The organism is Psychrobacillus sp. NPDC096623, from assembly GCF_044762655.1.
In the GTDB taxonomy this organism is placed as follows: Bacteria; Bacillota; Bacilli; order Bacillales_A; family Planococcaceae; genus Psychrobacillus.
Window position 1 is genome coordinate 1 of the sequence record NZ_JBIWER010000006.1, and the last position, 23125, is coordinate 23125.

16 protein-coding genes, 1 pseudogene and 2 riboswitches are annotated in these 23125 nt (G+C 37.9%); of the genes and pseudogenes, 2 read left to right on the forward strand and 15 right to left on the reverse strand.

Features of this window, described 5'->3' with window-relative positions:
- Positions 1-562 precede the first annotated feature (562 nt).
- The 3 genes from ACIQX2_RS15190 to ACIQX2_RS15200 all read right to left on the reverse strand — a co-directional run bounded on the left by ACIQX2_RS15190 (position 563) and on the right by ACIQX2_RS15200 (position 2706).
- A complete protein-coding gene (locus ACIQX2_RS15190) occupies positions 563-1894 on the reverse strand; it encodes an NCS2 family permease (RefSeq protein WP_402852166.1) in 1332 nt (443 codons plus the stop codon).
- Between the two features lie 88 nt (positions 1895-1982).
- Positions 1983-2084, reverse strand: a riboswitch (purine riboswitch).
- An 87-nt stretch (positions 2085-2171) separates the two neighbouring features.
- Positions 2172-2294, reverse strand: coding sequence for a GMP synthase (glutamine-hydrolyzing) (locus ACIQX2_RS15195; RefSeq protein ID WP_402852740.1), 123 nt, complete (start codon positions 2292-2294; stop codon positions 2172-2174).
- 262 nt (positions 2295-2556) lie between these two features.
- A complete protein-coding gene (locus tag ACIQX2_RS15200) occupies positions 2557-2706 on the reverse strand; it encodes a hypothetical protein (RefSeq protein ID WP_402852169.1) in 150 nt (49 codons plus the stop codon).
- A gap of 58 nt (positions 2707-2764) precedes the next feature.
- Between ACIQX2_RS15200 and ACIQX2_RS15205 the strand changes: the two are divergent.
- A pseudogene (locus ACIQX2_RS15205) lies at positions 2765-2947 on the forward strand (site-specific integrase); the annotation flags it as partial.
- Positions 2948-3359: 412 nt separating this feature from the next.
- Here ACIQX2_RS15205 and guaA read toward each other — a convergent pair.
- The 10 genes from guaA to ACIQX2_RS15255 form a co-directional block, all read right to left on the reverse strand.
- On the reverse strand, positions 3360-4913 hold the full coding sequence (gene guaA, locus ACIQX2_RS15210) for a glutamine-hydrolyzing GMP synthase (RefSeq protein WP_402852743.1): 1554 nt from the start codon (positions 4911-4913) through the stop codon (positions 3360-3362).
- A gap of 143 nt (positions 4914-5056) precedes the next feature.
- Positions 5057-5158, reverse strand: a riboswitch (purine riboswitch).
- A 34-nt stretch (positions 5159-5192) separates the two neighbouring features.
- Positions 5193-7397 (reverse strand): transglutaminaseTgpA domain-containing protein, encoded by a 2205-nt coding sequence (locus tag ACIQX2_RS15215; protein WP_402852172.1) that lies wholly within the window; start codon positions 7395-7397, stop codon positions 5193-5195.
- Complete coding sequence (locus ACIQX2_RS15220) at positions 7394-8599, reverse strand: DUF58 domain-containing protein (RefSeq protein ID WP_402852175.1); 1206 nt, start codon at positions 8597-8599, stop codon at positions 7394-7396. The genes ACIQX2_RS15215 and ACIQX2_RS15220 overlap by 4 nt, the downstream gene beginning before the upstream one ends.
- Positions 8596-9546 (reverse strand): AAA family ATPase, encoded by a 951-nt coding sequence (locus tag ACIQX2_RS15225; protein WP_402852178.1) that lies wholly within the window; start codon positions 9544-9546, stop codon positions 8596-8598. Before ACIQX2_RS15225 ends, ACIQX2_RS15220 begins: the two co-directional genes overlap by 4 nt.
- A gap of 153 nt (positions 9547-9699) precedes the next feature.
- Positions 9700-10527, reverse strand: a complete 828-nt coding sequence (gene nadE, locus ACIQX2_RS15230) for an ammonia-dependent NAD(+) synthetase (RefSeq protein ID WP_402852181.1) — start codon at positions 10525-10527, stop codon at positions 9700-9702.
- Positions 10527-12011: a nicotinate phosphoribosyltransferase gene (locus tag ACIQX2_RS15235; RefSeq protein WP_402852184.1), complete on the reverse strand. Its 1485-nt coding sequence runs from the start codon at positions 12009-12011 to the stop codon at positions 10527-10529. The genes nadE and ACIQX2_RS15235 overlap by 1 nt, the downstream gene beginning before the upstream one ends.
- Before the next feature lie 215 nt (positions 12012-12226).
- Entirely contained in the window at positions 12227-14416 is a 2190-nt protein-coding gene (locus tag ACIQX2_RS15240) for an outer membrane protein assembly factor BamB family protein (protein WP_402852187.1), read from the reverse strand.
- Between the two features lie 261 nt (positions 14417-14677).
- Positions 14678-16897, reverse strand: coding sequence for an outer membrane protein assembly factor BamB family protein (locus ACIQX2_RS15245; protein WP_402852190.1), 2220 nt, complete (start codon positions 16895-16897; stop codon positions 14678-14680).
- Positions 16898-17043: 146 nt separating this feature from the next.
- Positions 17044-18324 (reverse strand): aminotransferase class I/II-fold pyridoxal phosphate-dependent enzyme, encoded by a 1281-nt coding sequence (locus ACIQX2_RS15250; protein ID WP_402852193.1) that lies wholly within the window; start codon positions 18322-18324, stop codon positions 17044-17046.
- A 98-nt stretch (positions 18325-18422) separates the two neighbouring features.
- Positions 18423-19175, reverse strand: a complete 753-nt coding sequence (locus tag ACIQX2_RS15255; protein ID WP_402852196.1) for an exodeoxyribonuclease III — start codon at positions 19173-19175, stop codon at positions 18423-18425.
- A gap of 236 nt (positions 19176-19411) precedes the next feature.
- Between ACIQX2_RS15255 and ACIQX2_RS15260 the strand changes: the two genes are divergently transcribed.
- Positions 19412-20251, forward strand: a complete 840-nt coding sequence (locus tag ACIQX2_RS15260; protein ID WP_402852199.1) for a DUF1206 domain-containing protein — start codon at positions 19412-19414, stop codon at positions 20249-20251.
- Between the two features lie 405 nt (positions 20252-20656).
- Here ACIQX2_RS15260 and ACIQX2_RS15265 read toward each other — a convergent pair whose 3' ends face one another.
- Together ACIQX2_RS15265 and ACIQX2_RS15270 are read right to left on the reverse strand one after the other, a co-directional pair.
- Positions 20657-22012 (reverse strand): FAD-containing oxidoreductase, encoded by a 1356-nt coding sequence (locus ACIQX2_RS15265; RefSeq protein ID WP_402852201.1) that lies wholly within the window; start codon positions 22010-22012, stop codon positions 20657-20659.
- Positions 22013-22124: 112 nt separating this feature from the next.
- Positions 22125-23066: an ATP-grasp domain-containing protein gene (locus ACIQX2_RS15270; RefSeq protein WP_402852204.1), complete on the reverse strand. Its 942-nt coding sequence runs from the start codon at positions 23064-23066 to the stop codon at positions 22125-22127.
- Between the last annotated feature and the right edge of the window lie 59 nt (positions 23067-23125).

Genomic DNA, 23125 nt, shown 5'->3' on the forward strand with positions numbered 1-23125 from the left:
TTTGCTGGCATCATCATTAAATGATGTCCAAATTGTTTTGCTATCAGATTAATCAAGTTAATCTTTCAAGCTATATTTCTTAACGTTTTGCATGTGCAGTTTTCAATGTTCATGTTGTTTAAGTTGTCGTCTTGTTTCAGCGACCTTTGTATCTTAACACCCTTTTGACAACTTCGTCAACACCTTTTCATAAAAAATGTATGTAAAACATGATAACACTTTATTCTGACAAATGCAACAATTAAACAGAATTGATTCAACCCCCTTAAAACACTGGATTTCCAACAATGTAATGTACCTATCTCTTAACTTAAATCCATCTAAATTTCTTAATTTCATTTTATTTTATGAATCTAATTTTAACCACTATATAACTTACACTATACATTTCTCTCTCAATTTTCGAATTAGAACTCTGGATAAATTTCATAATTACTTTTTAAAGAATCGATTGGAGTCGAGATCAATGTTGTTTCGAATTACTTTTAAGAGGTTTGAAGAAATACTTCTATATAGAAGAAATAAAAAAGAGAGGCAAGATGCCCCTCTCTAGTGATAATTTTTATAGGAATATAAAGTAGCAAAGGAATACTACCCATAGACCGTACATGATCGGGTGAATTTCTTTTATTCTACCAGCTACGATCATTGTAATTGGGTAGAACAGGAATCCGATTGCGATACCTGTTGCAATTGAATACGTCAGTGGCATTGCTAGAATAACAAAGAACGCTGGAACAGCAACTTCGAATCTCTTCCAATCAATTTGCCCTAACGCAGATACCATCAACACCCCTACAATAATTAATGCTGGTGCTGTTACATAAGAAGTAATGACACTTAATACAGGATAGAAGAATAATGATAGTAGGAAAAGTACACCGGTAACGATTGCTGCAAATCCTGTGCGAGCACCTGCTGCAACACCTGCAGTAGACTCTACATAGGAAGTAGTAGTTGAAGTCCCGGATACTGCGCCTGCTACAGTTGCAATGGAATCTGCCAATAACGCTTTACCAGCGCGTGGTAATTTATCGTCTTTCATTAATCCTGCTTGGTTTGCGACAGAAATTAATGTTCCTGCTGTATCAAAGAAATCTACAAATAAGAAAGTTAATACGATTACTAAAAACTGAGTTGTAAGTAACGCTGTTGGATTATCGAAGAATACATCAAATGCAGCACCGAATGTTGGTCCCATGCTTGGAACACTTCCAACAACTGCATCAGGTAGCGCTACTAAGCTGAAGATCATTCCGACAATAGCAGTAATCAGCATACCGTAGAAAATTCCGCCTTTAATACCTTTTACCATCATAATAACTGTAATAACAAGTCCAAAGATAGTTAACAAAATATTAGGATCCGATAAATCACCTAATGCAACTACTGTTGCCGGATTAGAAACAATGATTTTAGAGTTTTGTAGACCAACAAACGTAATAAACAATCCGATCCCTGCTCCAACTGCATATTTTAACTCAGCTGGGATTGCGTTAATAATTGTTTCACGAATTCCGGACAATGAAAGAATAATAAAGATAATACCTGAGAAAAGTACGCCCGTTAAAGCGATTTGCCATGGAATTTCATAAGTTAATACTACTGTGTACGCAAAGAATGCATTAAGTCCCATACCTGGTGCTAGGGCAATTGGATATCTGGCGATTGCTCCCATAAGAATTGAACCGATTGCTGCTGCGATTGCTGTAGCTGTAAATATAGAACCTTTGTCCATATACATAAATTCCGGTAAGCCCTCTACCGTTTCTAGAGATAAGGTCATTGGATTAACGACTAAAATATACGCCATTGCCAAGAAAGTAGTTAAACCACCGATAATCTCGTTGCGATAATTTGTACCTAGCTCTTCAAATTGAAAATACTTTTTCATAATTTCCTCCAGTTATTGCCTGTATAACAGAAAAAAGCATACGACAGAATCAGTCGTATGCTTAAGTATCTCAAGTAAGAGAAGAATTATACTTCTTCCTCTTAATCGTAGTCGAATCATTTACGGTGATTCGGTAGAGACTTTTGGGCCTTATTCCCAACGTTATACGACAACATAATTAAATTATGTATGTAATATAACATCATTATTTTAGAAAATCAATACCAAATCCGAACAATTTTTAGTTATTTTAGATAATAGTTCGTTTTTTAAATTTTCATACTATATAATCCTTGCAATGGATTATATCCTCTTCCAACTCTATAGTAGCTGGTGGTTTACTCGTAATGTCATACAGTACGCGGTTAACCATTGATATATAATGGTTTAAGATTTTTATAAAAACAGAAAAATCCGTTCATATCTTGTAGTTATTGTCCTCAATTGTATCTAGTGAACCCCTGTTTCCAACGTTTTCAATTTGAATAATGGCTATTTCCTTTCAATGTCAAAATCAATTAGCGAGGAATGGATATATGATGACGAGTTTTTTGTCACCGAATCTGAAATTTAGGAGAGTAATAAACTCTATCAATTGAAAAAGAGAACTTCGAACTAGAAAAACATAGGCAGATCTTATTCTTCCTATGTTTTCATTCATGTTATTTATCTGTTTGTTTTTGCTTTTTTTTCAAATACTCCGCACGTATTTTTTCAAGTTGCTGCTTTTTATCAAATTGGGCAGGCTTGTGTATTTCATGATACTTTGCCACAGCCGCCTTACCTTTGGTATCTAATTGATATTTCCCCATTTTGTTCACCTACTTTTCTTGTCTTTAATGAGAATCTGACCACCAACTATAATATACTTTGGTGATTCGTGACAGACTAGGACACGAAGATATACAAACCACATTAGGAACTTACGGACACTTATACCCTAATATGAATTGAGAAGTTGCTAATAGATTGAAAAACATTATAAATGTACCAGTTAACTCCTCAGTTCGTCATAAACTTACTTCTAATCATTATATTAACCGAAAAAATTAACTTTTATAAAGTGTACAATTCACTTGTTTTGTGCACTTTATTATAAATTTACAATTATTGTATAATAAAGTAGAATCATTAATAACGTGTGGCTAGATTTTTGGCTTGTGTTTCGCAAGCATTACAATAATATTTGGGGCTTTCGCTTCTTATCTGTATAGATAAATTCAACTATTTCTTATGCCTTCGAAAGAGAAAAAAGTATACTTACGAACGCTCAAACACATCGAAATAAACGCTTTGTTTTAAATATTGATTTAGAAAACTTCTTTGAAAGTTTTCATTTCGGGAGAGTTAAAGGCTTTTTCGAGAAAAACAAATATTCCAGCTATCTCCCGTAGTTGCTCGTTTGCAATCGTAAGAAAAAAGAGCTTAGAACCCTTTTAATTCAAGGATTCTAAGCTTCTTTTAATTATTCCCACTCAATAGTTGCTGGTGGTTTACTCGTAATGTCGTACACTACGCGGTTAATGTGAGGTACTTCATTGACTAAGCGAACACTTACTTTTTCTAGAACATCCCATGGGATACGTGCCCAGTCAGAAGTCATCCCGTCGATAGAGGTTACTGCACGGATACCGATTGCGTAATCGTACGTGCGTGCATCGCCCATTACTCCTACGCTACGGATGTCTGGTAGCACGGTGAAGTACTGCCAAATATCACGGTCAAGTCCAGCTTTTGCAATTTCTTCACGAAGGATGAAATCAGATTCACGAACGATTTCTAATTTTTCTTCTGTAATTTCACCTAATACACGAATTCCTAGACCAGGACCTGGGAAAGGTTGACGCCAAACGATTTTTTCATCAAGACCAAGTTCTAATCCTAAAGCGCGCACTTCATCTTTGAACAAAGTTTTTAGCGGCTCAATTAGTTTAAACTGCATATCTTCAGGAAGTCCACCAACGTTATGGTGAGATTTAATCGTTTGAGCTGTGGCAGTTCCAGACTCAATGATATCTGTATAAAGAGTTCCTTGTGCCAGGAAATCCATTCCGTCTAACTTAGAAGCTTCTTCATCGAATACATAAATAAATTCATTCCCGATAATTTTACGTTTTTTCTCTGGATCTGAAACACCAGCTAATTTGTTCATGAAGCGTTCACGAGCATCGATTTTGATAACATTCATGTTAAAACCTTCTGTGAAAGTCTTCATAACTTGTTCCACTTCACCTTTACGGTTTAAGTTATGATCTACAAACATACAAGTTAGTTGGTCACCAATTGCTTTATGGATTAAAACCGCAACAACAGAAGAATCCACTCCACCACTTAATGCGCAAAGAACCTTTTTATCTCCGACTTCTTGGCGAATGTTTTGCAGCTGCATTTCTACAAAGCTTTCCATTGACCAGTCGCCTTTCGCATGGCAAACATCAAATACGAACTGACGGATTAACTCAATTCCGTAAATTGAATGTCTTACTTCAGGGTGGAATTGTACAGCATAGAAGTTTTTCGCTTCATTTGCCATTGCAGCCACTTCACAAGATGGACTCGTAGCTATTACTTCAAAGCCTTCAGGTGCCACTGTTACATGGTCTCCATGACTCATCCAAACAACTTGCTTTTCCGGAAGCTGCCCAAATAACGGCGTTGAATTTTTCACATTAATCTCCGCTTTACCATATTCTCTATGAGAAGCTTTTTCTACTTTCCCACCGAAATGTTGAGACATCAGTTGCATACCATAGCATATTCCTAATATTGGCACACCTAAGTCATAAATAGCAGAGTCTATATGAAATGCATTTTCATCATAAACGGAATTGGGTCCACCTGAGAAAATGATTCCTGTTGCATTCACTTTTTTCAATTCTTCAGCAGTTACTGTATGTGGAAGCAATTCGCTATATACGCCAAACTCACGAATACGACGGGTGATTAGTTGGTTGTATTGACTTCCGAAATCTAGAACGACAATTTTTTCTTGTTCTTTTAACAATGGTGTTAAAGACATTAGCTCCACCTCTTCTTTAAAGTAATCCAACTTGTATCCTCTATAACCTTAAAATGATAAAAAAAACGCGTCAGAAAGCATACCTCTTTCTACGCGTTTATGTTCTCTACATCAAAAAGGTGAATGCATATGTCTGAAAAAGACATGACTGCATCCACCTTCATAGTCAAGTTGTTAATGGCAACTTGGTAGAAACATCCGAACCATATCATCGGACATATACGAGGGCAACATTGGTCATTTTATTTGACTTTAGTTTACAGGTAGTTGCCCTCAAAATCAACCGCTAAGCTGATTGATTAAATTTTCCCAACTTTCTCTCATTGATACATAATTTATACCTTCTTTACTATTACCATATAAACCTTTTTCGTAGGCAGCCGTTAACTTGCTCATATGGGTTTCTCCAAAACCTGCATCTACATATTTTGCATATGCAGATAACGTCTGTCCCGGCTCTCTTGTTATTCCATATGCATCCAACTGTTTTAATAACTGAAGATACATTTTTTCAAACGTATCCCAATCATTTTTACGCATGCGGTTAATCGGTATTAATACTTTAACTAACCACTTTCTCCGATAATGATAAGCAAGCATAGAAATTAATGCCAAACCGACTATCGTCCAAAAAATAAGAGCTTTATGATCAGATAACCATTTAGCCATGTTGCTCATGATTTCTGTAAATCCTTTAGAAATTTCCTTCTCTTCTTTGTCCTCTTGAGGTTTTTCAGGTGTTTTCTCAGGAGTATTTTCAGGTGTTTCCAATTCATCTTTTTTAGTATCTACATCATAATTTAAATTGACAGCATTCGAAAATCCAATAGTTGGCTCAAACGTCATCCAACCGACATTCGGAAAATAGGCTTCTACCCATGAGTGAGCATTATTATTGGTTACCTCATAAACTGGCAGTCCATTTTCACGGTCCACTACTTCTCCTGGTGCAAAGCCCTTCACCCAACGCGCAGGAATTCCTTCTGAACGTAACAGCACAACCATCGATGTCGAGAAGTTATCACAATAACCTATCTTGGTATCAAATAAAAACTGATCCACGTAATCCGTATTACCTTCTGGAATCGCAGCCAGATCCTGATTATAACTGAAACCATTTAACTGGAAATACCGCTCAATTGATTTTGCTTTGTCATATAAGCTGTCACTATTTGAAGTGATAGAAGCTGCCAGCTCTTTTACTCTGGTTGGTAATGTTTCAGGAAGCTGTAAATAGCGATCGAAGTCACTGGATAATCCCTCTAAGTTTTTCGGTACTGCCTCTCTAAGTGCTTTTAAGCTATACACTGGCTCATTGTACGTTACATCATACATGGATATAGGCGTCTCATTGCCCCCATCGATGGTATATAGTTTTTGGGTACTTACGTCCATTGATAACGTAAATGGCACCCCTGAATTCACTTGTTCGATTCCATAGGGTTGCATGATAAAAGGATAAGATTGGGACATGTAAATGCTCGCTACTAATAGTTCACCTTCCATCCCAGGAAGTATGTCAGATTCAATCGGCTCTCCAAGCTCAAAACTCTTCCAAATCGGAGACTCTATTTCTGAATTCACCCACCCTTTGGAAGTGTACGTATCCTTTGTTTCAATCTTCCAATATTGCTTTGTTGGTGTAGCAGCATAAAATACAGGGGTATTATCGTTCGCAAATGCCCCCCCTAAGCGCTCATCATTTTCTCCATAACCTACTTTTTGTGTAGCTCCACCCACACCTCTTCCAGCATCGCCGTTCGATGCATTTGGGCTAGATGACAATAGAAAAGGCACTGGATCTGGCCAACTTGGACCTGCTTTAGGTAATACATAGGCAAGCGCACTGCTAATAACAATTACAGTTAACAAGCTTCCAATACTAACTGCTAAAAATGCACCATGAAGCCTACCCTCTTGCTCATGCATCATTTTTTGAGCATATAACAGTCCTAATATGATAAATCCAGCCGTTAGTACAATAATGATACTTTTCTCTCCACTATATGGACTAAACGTATCCAAAATCGTTATAAATAAAACCGTGAAAAGAAAGAATAGCATTAAGTTTTTACGAACTCGGATCCAATAGTTTAGTAAATAAGTAGTCATCCATAACAAAATAAAAAACAAAAATGTTCGGAAGGGGTCCGTTACATCAGACCAGTTTCTTCCTAACATAGAAGTAATATTATCTATGAACATCTCCACTAGTAATCTAAAACTCTCTAACGATAAGAAAGAAAAATCTGTATAGATATGTACGATTACCCAACACATATATACTACCTTAATAGGAAATACGTATAGCCATTTCAATTTCAAAAGATAAAACACAAAGGAGATAACTAAAAACCAACCAAATAAACTTAAATAATCGGTATCAGTGAGTACAATGACTGGCTTTAACCACTCCAACATTAGGATAAAAACGAACAAATAAATAAATCCAGATAGGAAGTATTCCTTTGTTTTTTTACTCATGTGCGTTTCACCTCCAGAAAGGCTTGGGCAAAACGATCCTTCGTAATGGTTTGTACCTGAAATCCTCTACTTGCCGCATACTTGTACATAGCATTTTGCTCTTTTGTCGCTTTTTCCGTTTTGGTTTTGACAACAAAACAAGTACATGCACGGAGGTTTGTTGCACTTTTTTGTACACTATCCATCCATTCATACGTTAGGTTACTAGTAACATATAAAAGTGTTGTTGCATTAGACAGAGATTGGTCATGCAAAAAGACCTGATCCAGTGGTTTTGTTAAGTCATCTCGAACTTTTGTTAAATGGTATAGCACCCTCTGCAGATGCTGGTCCGTCTGAACCTCTGGTAAAAACATTCGCTCTGAACCGACTGAGAGAAATGCAGAGGATGCTTGGTGTCTGACAATCGCTTGCATAATTGATGCCGTTAAATCGACCACTTCTTCAAACAATGGGGAAGGAGTTCGGTCAATCACAACGAACATATCCTGTGATTGGCGATCTTCAAATTCCTTTGTTTTTAATGTTTGTGTTCTCGCAAAGGACTTCCAGTGAATCCATGATACTCGGTCGCCTGGCTGGTAGGATCTAACGCCAGTCGCCATCGATGTATCTTTCATCGCTTGAATTCTAGAAGCAGCTGCTCCTTGGTCATATCTCGTCTCAATAGGAATATAAACCATCTCCGTTAAATTAGGAAACACCAGAATTGTTTTAGGATTGGTAATGAATACTTCCTTTTTCACCCATCCAAACATATCACTTACTTGCATGCTCGTCCCTACTAAAACATGCTCCCCTCGTGGAATATGTTCTATTTCATAGGTCCATGAAAACTCTTTTCTCATACCCCAAAAAATAAGCTGTTTCCAAGACGCTTGTGAGGCAAGGGAAGGACTCACCTTCTCCTCCAGCTGAACGTACATTAACGGAAAACGACTTTTTCTAGTTACCTGAATAGTCGCAGAGAATCTTCCACCGCTTTGCACTTTACGTGTTTCAATTATTCGCTCAACAGAAATATCGGTTAAAGAATTCATATATAATAGCAGCGAATACAAAGAAATTGGGATGATTAAATAAAACAAAAACCAGCTAACAAATCCTCCTTGAAACATGGCGTATATAAATGCTACTACTAGCAGAAATAGTACGCCTACTACTCCTCGAATCCTCCTCCACCGACTAAACAATAGCTTCATTGACTTACAGCCCTCTTAATCGGGACCGGTGTACGTTTCACAATTCGAGCAAGCACCTCTTCCGATGAAATCCCATCGTATCGTGCTTCTGGGCGTAAAATGACCCGGTGTCCAAATACATAAGGCATCAAATACTGTATATCATCTGGAGTAACATAATCTCTGCCGTGAAGCATGGCAAGTCCCTGTGATGCACGCATCAATGCAATAGATGCACGTGGGCTAACCCCTAGATAAATATAAGTATCCTGTCTTGTACGATTGGCCAAATCTACAATATAGCCCTTCATCGTTCCATCTACTTTTACTTGCTTCACTTGTTTTTGTAGCTCAATTAATTCCTTGAGGGAGATGACTGGCAATAATGTATCAATCGGTGATGCGTGCTCTAATCTATTTAACACTTCAATTTCTTCGCTCGGATGCGGATAACCCATCTTTAATTTCAATAAAAAACGGTCTAGCTGTGCTTCTGGTAGCGGATAGGTTCCTTCATGTTCAATCGGATTTTGCGTTGCCATAACGAAAAATGGCTTCGGAATTGGGATCGTGACTCCATCAATTGTAACGGATGCCTCTTCCATCCCTTCTAGCAGCGCTGATTGCGTTTTAGGAGATGTTCGATTGATTTCGTCCGCTAGTACAATATTTCCTAATATAGGTCCAGGTCTAAACTCAAATTCCATTTCCTTTGGGTTGTAAATAGATACACCCAATACATCAGAAGGCAACAAATCCGGTGTGAACTGAATTCTTTTGAAATCAGCTCCAATTGATTTCGCAAGCGCACGCACCATCATCGTTTTCCCTACCCCTGGTACATCCTCTAACAACACATGCCCCTGTGCCAATAATGCAACAACGGCAAGCTGTGCTATATCCTTTTTACCAATCATTACCTTTTCTATATTTTCAATGATTGATTCTATCTGTTCTCTTTCTCTCATCCATTTTCCCCCTCAGATCCCCTATAAATAGATTTGTGTGAAAATTTATACAATACAATATAAGCATACCCAAAATTTGCCTTAAGTACAAATAGAAAACAAAAAATCGAGCTGTCTTTTTAATCGACAGCTCGACTTATCGTTAGTATGATGTTATTTCCAAAAGTCATCAAAAACTGTGACTGGTAAATGACGCTTATGCATAGATCTATTATAAAAACCTTCAATTTTTTCTTGTGCTTCCGTCGAGACCGTTTTTCCCTCTAGATAATCATCAATAACTTCATATGTTACTCCTAGCGCTACTTCATCTGGTAAAGCAGGTCTATTTTCTTCTAAATCCGCTGTAGGAATTTTCGTATACAGATGCTCAGGACAGCCTAATTCCTTTAATAACTGCTTGCCTTGGCGCTTGTTTAAGCGAAAGATTGGGGCGATATCTACCCCTCCATCTCCGTATTTTGTATAAAAACCAGTGACAGCCTCTGCTGCGTGATCCGTACCAAGAACAATCCCATTAAACATTGCAGCGACAGAGTATTGAGCTTTCATCCGCTCACGAGCCTTTTCATTGCCTTTAGCAAAATCAGATAGTGTTATTCCTGCTTCATCTAAAGCTTTTTTACTTGCGTCCACCGCACCTTTAATATTAATCGTCAAACGTTTACTCGGCTTTATAAAAGCTAGTGCATCCTGCCGATCCTTTTCATCAAATTGAACACCATATGGCAAACTTACTGCTATAAAGGAATATTTATCCTCACCTAACTCTTTGTTTAATTCGTCAACGGAAAGCTGTGCAAGCTTCCCCACTAATGTAGAATCCTGCCCACCGGAAATGCCTAAAACCATACTTCTCAAAAAAGGATGTTTTTTTAAATACTCCTTCATAAAATCAATACTAATACGTATTTCTTGTTGAATATCAATGGTCGGCTTCACTTTTAAAGCGGCTATTATTTCTTGTTGTTTAGCTGACATTAATACCTACCTCCATTTTGTTCGATAAATTTATATTCCATCTCCTTAACCTCTTGAATATTACGCATTTTGTTATCCCAGCATTTTTGGCTTAAATCTACTGGATATTCCTCAGGGTTTAGAGAGCGTTTGTACTCATCCCATAACAAATCAAGATTTTCATGCGCATATTCACGAACCTTCGATAGCTCCGGAATTTCATAAATTACTTGACCATTTTCAATCACTTTTCGGTGTAAATCCTTTGCCTCAAAATTCGTCACAAATTTAGAGACAAATGTATGCACTGGGTGGAACATCTTCAAGCGTTCCTCATGCGTTGGATCTTCATCATGCATCGTAATATAGTCTCCTTCTGCCTTACCATTTTCTTTATCGATAATTCGATAAAGTTTTTTCTGGCCAGGAGTTGTAACTTTTTCAGTAGTAGAAGAAATCTTAATCGTATCCTCCATTACTCCAGCTTCATTTTCAATGGAAACAATTTTATAAACAGCTCCAAGTGCCGGTTGGTCATACGCTGTGATTAGCTTTGTTCCAATACCCCAGCTATCCACCTTCGCTCCCTGTGCTTTTAAGTTAAGAATCGTATATTCATCCAAGTCATTGGAAACAACTATTTTTGCATTAGGGAAACCAGCTTGATCCAACATTTTTCTTGCTTCCTTAGAAAGGAACGAAATATCACCTGAGTCTAGACGGATTCCGATAAAGTTAATCTTATCGCCAAGCTCTTTTGCTACTTTTATAGCAGTCGGCACTCCCGTTTTCAGCGTATTATATGTATCCACTAAAAATACGCAATCTTTATGACGCTTCGCATAGGAATGGAAAGCCTCATATTCATCTTTGTATGCTTGTACTAATGAGTGAGCATGTGTGCCAGAAACAGGAATACCGAACTTTTTCCCTGCTCTCACATTACTCGTTCCGTCAATACCGCCTATGTATGCAGCTCGCGTTCCCCATATTGCCGCATCCATCTCTTGTGCACGCCTAGAACCAAACTCCATCGCAATTTCATCTTTAATCACTTGTTTTATACGAGAACCTTTAGTTGCGATTAGCGTTTGATAATTGACTATATTAAGCAATGCTGTTTCTACTAGCTGCGCTTCTGCAAGTGTAGATTCAATCCGAATAATTGGTTCATTCGGAAACACTAGCTCCCCTTCAACCATCGAATATACATTTCCAGTAAAACGAACAGTACGCAAATACGCAATAAAGTCTTCTCTGTATCCAAGGTCTTCCTGCAAATATTCTAAATCACTATCGCTAAAGTGAAAATTTCGCAAATAATCTAGACATCTCTCGAGCCCTGCAAAAATTCCGTATCCATTACCAAATGGTAGCTTGCGGAAAAACAATTCAAACACAGCTTTGCGTTCATGCATATTATCGGCCCAATAGGCCTCTACCATATTTATTTGATACAAGTCTGTATGTAAGGCTAAACCGTCATCTGGATAATTTTTTTTCATAAAAATCCCCTTCTCCATAACTATTGAACTAAGTATACACTATTTACCCTTTTTCTTGGCAAGTAATCCTTTCCGTGAAGTTGTCGTAAATTCAGAAAAACAGTTACTTAAAAGAGCAATAAACTATCCTAAAGAAATTCGTGATTTAGATAAAAAAAAACCACTCACTAAGTTTGAATAACAACTTAATGAGTAGCTAGTAATCTTTTCCTGCTCTATTCTCCCTGTGGAGAAATTACATCCACCACATAGGCTGCAACAGCCTCTATCTCTTCTTTTGTCAATGTATCCTTAAAGGAAGGCATAGAAGAGCCACCTTCTGTTATGCGAGCCACTACTTGCTCTTTACTTTCAGAAACTTTACTATTTTGTAGGTTTGGACCATTATGACCATTTGCGCCTTGATTGCCATGACAAGCTAAACAGTTAGAGTCATAAACAGAGATACCTTTATCAGGTTTTGCACTCACTGTATCCCCTTCAGTTGATTCTTCTACTGGTTTTGTACTTTTAGATGGAAATTTAATTACTTGACCTACCGGTAAATTTCCACCAAGTTTAAATGTGTACACTTTATCTCCATGTTTGGTACCTGCAAGAGCATTCCCCGCAACATAAATACTGATGTATTGCTCTCCGTCAATTTCATATGTGATAGTCGGAGCATTTGCGCCAGCATCCATCATATATTCCCAAACTTGGTCACCTGTTTTCGCATCGAATGCGATTAAACGTCCATCATTATGTCCTACAAAAACAAGATTTCCTTTAGTAGTTAGAACTCCACTATACGGCTGAGAATCCCAGTTTTTCTGCCATGCAATTTTGTTTGTTTTGACATCTATTGCAGTAAGAGTCCCACGAACAGGAGCATCTTGAATTGGTCCAAAAATACTTCCAAAATATTGATCGCCTTCTTTAAATTCCTCTAATTCACTTCTTTCAAACGACATATATGTGTCATTACCTAATACATAAAAATATTCTGTTTCAGGATTGAAAGCTGAAGGCGGCCAATTCGCTCCTCCAGATGGTCCTGGCTTAAGTGTGACTGGGACATCCCAAAATGGTGTGAAAATACTTCCAATCTCCCCTGAGAAATCAGAGGATAAATCTTTCTTAATATCTTCCTCTGTTACAGCTTGAGGAACAAAAGAATCTCCAACAGGGAACGGTTGTGTTGCTGCTGTTTTTTGTCGCTCATCCTGTGGTACAGGTTTTTCTTCAATCCCAACCAGTGGTGTTCCATCCGTACGATCTAATAGATATACCCAACCAGTTTTACCAGCCTGACCAAGTCCTTTACGCATTTTTCCATCCATTTCTACATCATAAAGGATGACAGGGTTTGCAGGGTCCATATCCCATATATCGTGATGTACTTGTTGGAAATGCCATACATACTCTCCGTTTTCAGCATTTACAGCAACTACAGAGTTTGCGTATAAGTTATCTCCTTCACGGTTACTTCCATCTAAATCCGGAGCAGTATTACCAGTTGCAAAGTATATGTAGCCAAGCTCTGGATCTACTGATGGTGTATTCCATACTGGACCTCCACCCGTCAACCAAGCATCATTATCTGATGGCCATGTATCCCCGTTAATATCACCTGGACCAGGAATTGTATAGAAACGCCAAACTTCAAAACCTAAATCTGCATCATATGCCATTACGCGACCACGAATACCATATTCTCCTCCAGCTACCCCAGTATATACTTTTCCATTATAAAAAAGTGGTGCACTAGTTATCGTGTAGCCTTCTTCCCACTCACCTACTTTAGTTTCCCATAAAACTTCTCCTGTTTTTTGATCAAGAGCGATTAAGCGTGCATCGAGTAATCCGACAAACACTTTACCATCTCCGACTGCAACTCCACGAGTTGTCCATCCACAGCAGACCGTATCCATGTCTTGCGGAATATCAGGATTGTATGCCCAAATTTGTTCTCCGGTTTTTGCATCAATTGCAAAAACATCATTTGCTCCTGTAGCGATATACATAATACCATCTACTACAATTGGTGTAGCTTCTCCCGAATGTTTACCTTCCGCTCCCGATCCCAAACTTGAAACCCAAGTTGGTTTTAAATCACCAATATTTTCAGTCGTAATTTGGTTTAACATCGAGTATCTTCGATTGTAATAGTCTCCACCATGTGTAGCCCATTCAGTAGAAGCATACTCTACTTTTATATCGGACTGAGATGGATTTGGAGCTTCCTTCTCATCAGATTTTAAATCCTCTTTTTTATCCTCTACGACTTCTTCTACATTTGAAACGCCTTGGTCCGCTACTTCCTGTTCATCTTCATGAGCTAAAAAATATAAACCGAAGATTATTACAAGAGTAATAATAGAACCAATAAAAATTTGTTTCCAGACCGAACTTTCTCTCTTCATACTTTCTTCCCCCTTTTCTCACACTTTAGACACATTTTACATAACTATTATACCCCTACTAAATTCTCAATATCAAGATAAATAATACTAGTTTAAAAATCTGACGAATATATTTCTGAAGGGAAATAAAAGAGATTGGACAGAAGTAGCTTCAATCGATGAGTTATAAAACCAAAACAAAGCCCCGGAAATTTTACTGTCGTAAAATTTCCGGGGCTTTTCATTTTCTAGATAGGTTTTATGCCATTCTCTTTTGTTTTATTATTTAGCGCCCAAAGGGGATATGACAGTTGCTACGTATTCTGCTATTGCATCTATTTCTTCTGCTGAAAGTGTATCTTTGAATGATGGCATTGCACCTTTACCATTTGTAATGCGGTCAATTACTTCTTCTTTATTTTCTGCTATGGTGCTATTTTGTAAATTTGGACCGTTATGACCATTTGCACCTTGATCTCCATGACATGCTATACAGCTATTTTTATATTCAGTAAGCCCAGCATCGGAACTTACTGTTTCTCCTTTTTCTTCTTCAGGCGCTTTATCTTTAACTGAAGCATCAATAACTTGACCTTCAGGCAAATTTCCACCTAATTTAAACGTATATATTTTATCTCCGTGTTTACTACCTGCAAGTGCATTCCCTGCGGCATAAATAGAAATATACTGTTCACCATCGATTTCATAAGTGACCGATGGAGCATTTGCACCTGCATCCATCATATATTCCCACACTTGATCACCAGTTTTAGCATCGAATGCGATTAAGCGGCCGTCATTATGACCAACAAATACTAGATTTCCAGCGGTAGTTAATACACCACTATAAGCTAGAGTATCCCATTTTTGCTGCCAAGCAATTTTATTCGTTTTCACATCAATTGCAGTAACCGTTCCTCTTGTTGGCGCATTTTGAACCGGTCCAAAAACGCTCCCAAAATAAGCGTCACCTTCCTTAAATTCACTTAATTCATTTCTTTCAAATGACATATAGTGATCATTACCTAATACATAAAAATACTCCGTATCAGGGTTGTATGCGGAAGGTGGCCAGTTTGCCCCTCCAAATGGTCCAGGTTTAATTGTTATTGGTACATCCCAAAACGGTGTAAAAATACTCCCTATTTCACCTGTAAATGATGATTCTAAATCTCTTTTCACATCTTCTTCCGTTATACCTTGCGGAACAAATGCATCGCCGGCTGGAAACGGTTGAGTAGCTGCTGTTTTTTGACGGTCATCTTGTGGCACTGGTTTTTCTTCTATCCCAACTAATGGTGTTCCATCTCTGCGATCTAAAAGATAAACCCAACCAGTTTTACCCGCTTGCCCAAGACCTTTACGCATATCTCCGTCTATTTTTACATCAAATAAAATAACTGGGTTAGTAGGATCCATATCCCATATATCATGATGCACTTCCTGGAAATGCCATACATAATCCCCATTTTCCGCATTCACTGCAACGACCGAGTTGGCGTATAAGTTATCCCCTTCACGGCTGCTACCATCTAAGTCGGGTCCTGTATTTCCAGTGGCAAAATAAATATAGCCCAGCTCTGGATCTACTGCGGGTGTATTCCATACTGGTCCACCACCAGTTAACCAAGCATCATTATCAGATGGCCAAGTATCCCCATCAATATCTCCTGGACCTGGTATTGTATAAAAACGCCACACCTCAAATCCTAAATCAGAATCATATGCCATCACACGGCCACGAATTCCATACTCTCCTCCAGAAACCCCTGTGTAGACTTTACCATTATAATAAAGTGGGGCACTGGTAATGGTATAACCCTCTTCCCACTCCGCTACTTTAGTTTCCCATAAGACTTCTCCAGTTTTTTGATCAAGTGCTATTAAGCGAGCATCGAGTAATCCCACAAACACTTTACCATCACCGACTGCAACTCCACGAGTTGTCCACCCGCAGCATACTGTATCCATCTCTTGTGGAATATCTGGTTTATATTCCCAGATCTGTTCTCCCGTTTTTGCGTCTATTGCAAATACGTCATTTGCCCCAGTTGCAATATACATAACACCATTCACTACTAATGGAGTTGCTTCACCAGAGTATTTCGCCTCAGCCCCGGACCCTCCTAAGCTACTAACCCAAGTTGGTTTTAAATCCCCAATATTTTCTGTAGTAATTTGGTTTAGCATAGAATAACGTCTGTTAAAGTAATCTCCACCATGTGTTGTCCATTCAGTAGAAGCATACTCTACTTTTTCATCTAGATTTGATGGACTAGGTGCAACTTTTGTTTCTTTCACTGGTCCTTCTTCCTCTGATTTTTCTTTCTCTTCTTCTTTCTCTGGCTCTTCTTTTACTGTTATGCTGGCATAAGGAACTTCTTCGTTTCCTTTATCCGAGTTTTCAAAACTTACTACGAGATATATCATAAATAAAGCAACTAAAGTAATTAATGAACCTATAAAGATTAGTGCGGATACCGATAATCCTCTACTTCGCATCTGACTCCCCCTTCAAACTATTGAAATGCCCTTATTAAATAGTTTATGTTTTGAATTTGAAAGAAATGCCGTCACTTTCAAATTCGAAACAAATAAAAAAACTGTCCAAGAGTTTATACTCTTGAACAGTTTCTCCTACTATAATCTTATTTTGTTAAGTCTTTGCATCCTTCATAGATTAAATCGAATAGCTCTTGAATATCGTTTTCTTCTACACAGGAGAAAGCCACGCGGATGTCTGTTTTATTGCTTGCGATTACGCCTACTCCGTATTGATCGAGTAAATGTAGTCGTAATGTTTCAGCATCCACTGAATTTAACTTCAAGCACATGAAGTAACCAGAGTTAAATGGATAGTATGTCCAGTAAGGTGCATATTTTTCATCCGCTAGGACCTGCTTCGTTTTAATAGCTCGGCCTTGCATGATTTGGAACTTTTCTTCTTTTTCTTGTAAATACTCTTCCGATTGAAGGGATTCTAAAAGAATTGTCTGCGAAATATGAGATCCGCTTGAAACAGTTCCACGAATAATACCCTTAGTTTTTTGTTCTAAAGCATCCAGTGTATCTGGAGCAGCTGCATAGGTGATAAATCCAACGCGCAATCCCCACACATAGTTTTCTTTCGTCGCACCATCGATTTTCACAGGTAAAATATTATCATGGCTATCAGCTAATAAACCAAATAATGATTCTTTAATAGAGTCCTCATAGAATAAGCCGAAATATGCATCGTCTAATAGAACAACTAATTTCAACCCACTCTCAGCAGTGTCCTTCAACACCTGGACAATTGCTGCTGCTTCTTCTACTGAAGGAGTATAACCAGTAGGGTTATTAGGGAAGTTTAACAACACAATCGCTTTTTCCGTTTGCTTCGCAAGTGTTTCACGGAAAGCTTCCACATGGAAACTACCAGCTTCATTGAATAGAGGGAATGTTTCCACACGTCCGCCTCTTCTTACTTGGAATACAGTATTGTAATTACCCCAATATTGCACTGGTGTTATTAACACATCACCTTCGTCCATGAACAAATCAGCTGCGATGCTCAAACCATGTGTTAGGGCACTAGTTACAATCGGTGTACCAATCGATTTTCCTTTCATCGATGGGTTATCAACTAATAGCTTCTCTTTCCATACAGAACGTAAAGCTTCTTTACCTTGAGGAGCTGCATATGGATATATATCACTTGGTTTATAATCTAATTTTTCTTGAATATGACGGAAATGCATCGGCTCACCATTCTCCGTTGCTATTCCAATAGTAGCATTAAAACGATGTGCTTTTTTCCCTGCTTCTGCGCTTTGACTTAAAATTCCTTTTGGATAGTACAAGTTTTTACCTAAATCTGATAGCATATCGTAAATTGCTGGATTTTCTTTTTGAATTTTCTCGTTTAATTGCGTTGCTAAAGCATTCATCTATTGGTACCTCCATAATATAATTGATTTAAAAATATTGTACTCCATTTGACTAAAGTATTATACCCTTTCGTTAAATTAAGTCGTAACAACAATCCTTACTTTAACTCTAAAATAACAGGGCAATGATCACTTCCAAGTATATGAGAATCAATCGATGCATTCTTTAATAGTGGTACAAGTCTTTCAGAGGCGATAAAATAATCAATTCGCCAACCAATATTGCGCTCTCTTACCTTACTCATGTAGGACCACCAGCTATAGGCACCTTCCGTATCCGGATAAAAATAACGAAATGTATCGACAAATCCCTCTGCCAGTAAATCCGTCATTTTGCTGCGTTCTACATCTGTAAATCCAGAGTTTCCTCTATTAGACTTAGCATTTTTCAAGTCTATTTCCGCATGAGCAACATTTAAATCTCCGCACATAATGACGGGCTTAATAGCATCAAGTGCTTTTAAATAAGCACGCATTTCATCTTCCCATTCAAGTCGATAAGAAAGTCTCGTTAAATCGCGTTTTGCATTGGGCGTATAGACGTTTACCAAATAAAATTCTTCAAATTCAAGCGTAATTATTCTACCTTCATCCTCTGAATCCTGATCTCCAACACCATATTTTATGGTCAGTGGCTTTACCTTCGTAAATACCGCTGTTCCAGAATAACCTTTTTTCAAAGCATAATTCCAATATTGTTCATATCCTTCTAAAGCTAGCTCTATTTGACCTTCCTGTAACTTAGTTTCCTGCAAACAAAATATATCCGCGTTTACTTCCTTAAAATATTCTATAAATCCTTTTTTCGCGCAGGCTCTTATGCCATTCACATTCCATGAAACCAACTTCATTTTATTTCCTCCAAAATAGAAATCTATGTAACTTGTTTTATGTTAATCATATCAAATCCTTTGTTCAAATGAAAAGTTGTGGATAGAGCATTAAAAAAGTGCAGAATGAAGGGAGCAAATAGTGAGACATACTACTGTCTGTCAATCTAACAAATATTGGTTGACGCATAATGGTTTCTTTTGAATGAGATTGGGGAAGTTGAATTATAAGAGACTAGTAGAGGAAGTGTCGATATATGAATTCACCGTCAATCTCATCCGATGCAAAGAACAAAATGAAGGAAGCGAAACCCTGGGTTCGTCGCTTTGCTCGTTTTGGTTATATGACTAAAGGTATTGTGTATGGAATGATTGGCGTTCTCGCAGCTTTAGCGGCATTCGGACCTGGAGGCGAAATGACTGGAACATCTGGTGCTCTACAATCAATTGCCGAAATGCCATTCGGGGAAATTGCCTTATGGATAATAGGAATCGGACTATTTGGATATATCATATGGGATTTCATTAAAGCAATTAAAGATCCTGATAATGTAGGAACTGATGCGAAAGGTCTTATTAAAAGAACAGGTTATTTCATTAGTGGGGTCATTTATGCAAATTTAGCATATGTTGCTTTAAAACTAGCGAGCCATGCGGGAAGTGCTGGCGGTGGTAATTCGGAAAAAACAATTTCTGCTAAGTTAATGGAACAACCATTTGGCATTTGGGTAGTAGGATTAGTAGGCGTAATAATTATGGGTTATGGTGCTTACGAACTTTATAGTGGCATGAAAGAGAAATTCATGTCAGAATTCAAAACCTTTGAAATGAATGATACGGAACGAAAGGTAGCGAGAATAGCTGGGAAAATCGGTCTGATTTCTAGAGGGATTGTTCTAGGTATGATCGGATTTTTCTTTATCCGCACAGCATACACAAACAACCCCGATGAATCAAAAGGACTTGGCGGCGCTCTAACAGAGTTAGCAAGCCAGCCCTTCGGAAAGTTTTTACTAGCTATAGTAGCAATTGGACTAATTTTATATGGTGTCTACCAAATTATCCGCGGACGCTACCAACGTATGAATTTCGGTTAGAACGGATCTTATAAATGAAAATAGAACCTCAAAAAGGACTATCAAAAGCCCAGCGTTTGATAGTCCTTTTAGTTTTGTTATTTTTTAGTCATCTTCAACAATACGAATATGGCAATAGCTAATGCAAATAATCCAAACAAAATAACTAGTGAAATAGCTCCAAATGCAAGTAAGCTCATATGTATACCCCCTAAGTTACTACTATTCCTTTATTATATTTCTTTATAGGAATTACACAAGGAGGCCACAGCTTAAAGTACATAACGCAATAGCTACTAAGACAGTTTGTTGAACGCTCGATAGCTTGTTCTATCTGCCCATTCCTCTTCTTTATCCGCCAATCATCCTATGCTACACTTCCGCTCTTTCCTTTTATCAGCCCGACAACCATTACGAAATCCGCAATCATCCTTTAAATAAATCATTCAAAGATTCACTCATAGTTGGATGGGTAAATATCGTATCACGTAAAAATGTGTATGGTAATTTTGCCTCCATTGCCACTCTTACTACATTAATCATTTCACTGGATTCCGCACAAAAAAGTGTGCATCCTAATATTTCATTCGTTTTTGGGTCAATTAATGCCTTTAACAGTCCATCTGTTTTCTCCAATATTCGAGCTCGTGGAATTCCAGCTGCTGGCATTGATAATACCTTATATTCAATTTCTTTTTCCTTTGCCATTCTTTCATTAAGTCCCACATGAGACAATATAGGGTCGATGAAAACAGAATATGGTATGTTAGTCCGTTCTTTTTTAGTATAGGAGCCATCTCCAAAAACCTGATCTTTTACAATACGGAAGTCATCTAATGAAATGTATGTAAACTGTGGACCTCCATTGACGTCCCCTAACGCCCAAATATTTTTGGCTTTCGTTTTTAATGTATCATCCACTACTATTGCTCCGCGATCATTTACTTCTACAGAAGTATTTTCTAATCCGAGGTTCTCTGTATTTGGTTTTCTCCCAGTAGCAAGAAGTATTGCATTCCCATACAACTCACTTAGAGTATCGCCTTCTTTGTATGAGACTGTTACTCCTTCTTCTTGATTTCTCACTGATTCCACTTTGCTATTTTGTACAATCTTAATATTTTTAGCTTCTAGTACTTTTTTTACTTCATTGGCCATGTCCCTATCTTCATTCGGCAGAAACTCTTCATTGCTATCAATAACCGTAACCTCTGCTCCAAAATTTGCATACATGGAAGCAAACTCTAATCCGATATATCCTCCACCAATAATAGTTAGTTTATCCGGAAGCTGCTCTAACGCTTGTAAGGACGTGGAATTGTAGATGAGATCAGCAACCTCCAAGCCTTCGATTGGCGGCACAACTGGAGTGGCACCAGTGTTAATGAAAAACTGTTCCGCAGTAACTTCCAATTGTTCCTCGGCAGTTTTCACCTTTATTTTTTCATCACTCAAGAAAGTTGCTTCTCCAGTAATGACTGTAATGTGCTCTTGATCAGCTAACATATGAAAGTTTTTATCTCGCAATACAGAAGTCAATTCATCTTTTCGATGAATTGCATTTGTATAAAATTCCTCTTTAGATGTATTGGAATACTTTCTGTTGTCGGCAGAATGAACAAGCGATTTGGTGGGAATGCATGCAATATTTATACATGTTCCTCCGTACATTTCTGAGGACTTCTCAATCACCGCAACCTTCTTACCATTTTTTGCAAGCTCGGAAGCTAAAGTTTTCCCACCTTTACCAAAGCCAATAATAACTGCATCGAATTTTTTCATTGTAAAACCTCCCAACTAATCTATTTCCTTCTTCTGTTTTATATAAACTCCGTTAATAAAAAAAGGACTGCCTCCTTGGTCCATAAACCAACCAAAAAGACGATCCTTACTGTTAAACGCTTACTTTAGATTTTTCTAAAGCAGCCCCTAAAAACTTAGCAAGCTCTAGCATGCCGTATTTCTCTGCTTTAGCTTCTGCATCCGCATTGTAATTTGTATTTGTGTTCACATCATACGTATATACTTCACCATTTGTATCACGAATAAATTCAATGCCTGCCACATCAATTTTACTAGCTTTCAGAAAAGCTTCGTAACGCTCGATCCAATCTGCGCTTATATCTTCTTTGATTTCAAATTTCATAGCAGGTTCTTCTCCCACTGGGCAGAACGCATCTCCAATTTGACAAGAGTCAGCAGGACATAACTCGAACCCTTCCGAAGTATCGACTCTCACTGCATATAAATATTTTCCACCAATAAACTCCGCTCTCGTAATATAAGAATTTGGTGATTGAATATATTCTTGTATAAGCGTAATTCCATCAACCGGTTCTTCGAATAATGGTCCATTCACATAAGCTTCTAATGCTTCTACTGTTTGAAATAATTGTACACCAAGTCCTTTACCTGCACGATTATGTTTCGTGATAAATGGTGTCTTCCCTAGTTTTTGAGCAGCTAATATGATTTGTTCACTGCCCACAGCCGCAATCGTTTTTGGCGTTTTGATCCCACTTGCTTCTAATGCCGTGTATTGATTGATTTTACTTAGCTCTAAACTTAACGCTTTTGTTCCATTAAATACAGTTCTCCCATGAAACTCAAGCCAAGAAATTACTCCTCCAGCCAGTTCAGGTGCGTATCTATGACCACGTGTATGTGAAGAAGCACTCATTCTGTTATAAAAAACACCTTCTGGAGGGGCTGCTGTTAAATCTACAATTCCTTGATCTAGGTGCCACGATCCATAGGGAAGATTCAATTCTTCTAATCGTTTTGTTAAGTGTACCGTCCATTCATCGTTTTCATGGATTATATATATTTTTGACATACTATTCGCTCCTCCTCTTACTATTCCTATTAAACTAATTTGTATTATTATATACCAGT

Bases quoted from the DNA above. Each gene is read 5' to 3' on its own strand.
- ACIQX2_RS15190 (WP_402852166.1), bottom strand. From the start codon at position 1,894: ATGAAAAAGTATTTTCAATTTGAAGAGCTAGGTACAAATTATCGCAAC.
- ACIQX2_RS15200 (WP_402852169.1), bottom strand. From the start codon at position 2,706: ATGGGGAAATATCAATTAGATACCAAAGGTAAGGCGGCTGTGGCAAAG.
- guaA (WP_402852743.1), bottom strand. From the start codon at position 4,913: ATGTCTTTAACACCATTGTTAAAAGAACAAGAAAAAATTGTCGTTCTA.
- ACIQX2_RS15215 (WP_402852172.1), bottom strand. From the start codon at position 7,397: ATGAGTAAAAAAACAAAGGAATACTTCCTATCTGGATTTATTTATTTG.
- ACIQX2_RS15220 (WP_402852175.1), bottom strand. From the start codon at position 8,599: ATGAAGCTATTGTTTAGTCGGTGGAGGAGGATTCGAGGAGTAGTAGGC.
- ACIQX2_RS15225 (WP_402852178.1), bottom strand. From the start codon at position 9,546: ATGAGAGAAAGAGAACAGATAGAATCAATCATTGAAAATATAGAAAAG.
- nadE (WP_402852181.1), bottom strand. From the start codon at position 10,527: ATGTCAGCTAAACAACAAGAAATAATAGCCGCTTTAAAAGTGAAGCCG.
- ACIQX2_RS15235 (WP_402852184.1), bottom strand. From the start codon at position 12,011: ATGAAAAAAAATTATCCAGATGACGGTTTAGCCTTACATACAGACTTG.
- ACIQX2_RS15240 (WP_402852187.1), bottom strand. From the start codon at position 14,416: ATGAAGAGAGAAAGTTCGGTCTGGAAACAAATTTTTATTGGTTCTATT.
- ACIQX2_RS15245 (WP_402852190.1), bottom strand. From the start codon at position 16,897: ATGCGAAGTAGAGGATTATCGGTATCCGCACTAATCTTTATAGGTTCA.
- ACIQX2_RS15250 (WP_402852193.1), bottom strand. From the start codon at position 18,324: ATGAATGCTTTAGCAACGCAATTAAACGAGAAAATTCAAAAAGAAAAT.
- ACIQX2_RS15255 (WP_402852196.1), bottom strand. From the start codon at position 19,175: ATGAAGTTGGTTTCATGGAATGTGAATGGCATAAGAGCCTGCGCGAAA.
- ACIQX2_RS15260 (WP_402852199.1), top strand. From the start codon at position 19,412: ATGAATTCACCGTCAATCTCATCCGATGCAAAGAACAAAATGAAGGAA.
- ACIQX2_RS15265 (WP_402852201.1), bottom strand. From the start codon at position 22,012: ATGAAAAAATTCGATGCAGTTATTATTGGCTTTGGTAAAGGTGGGAAA.
- ACIQX2_RS15270 (WP_402852204.1), bottom strand. From the start codon at position 23,066: ATGTCAAAAATATATATAATCCATGAAAACGATGAATGGACGGTACAC.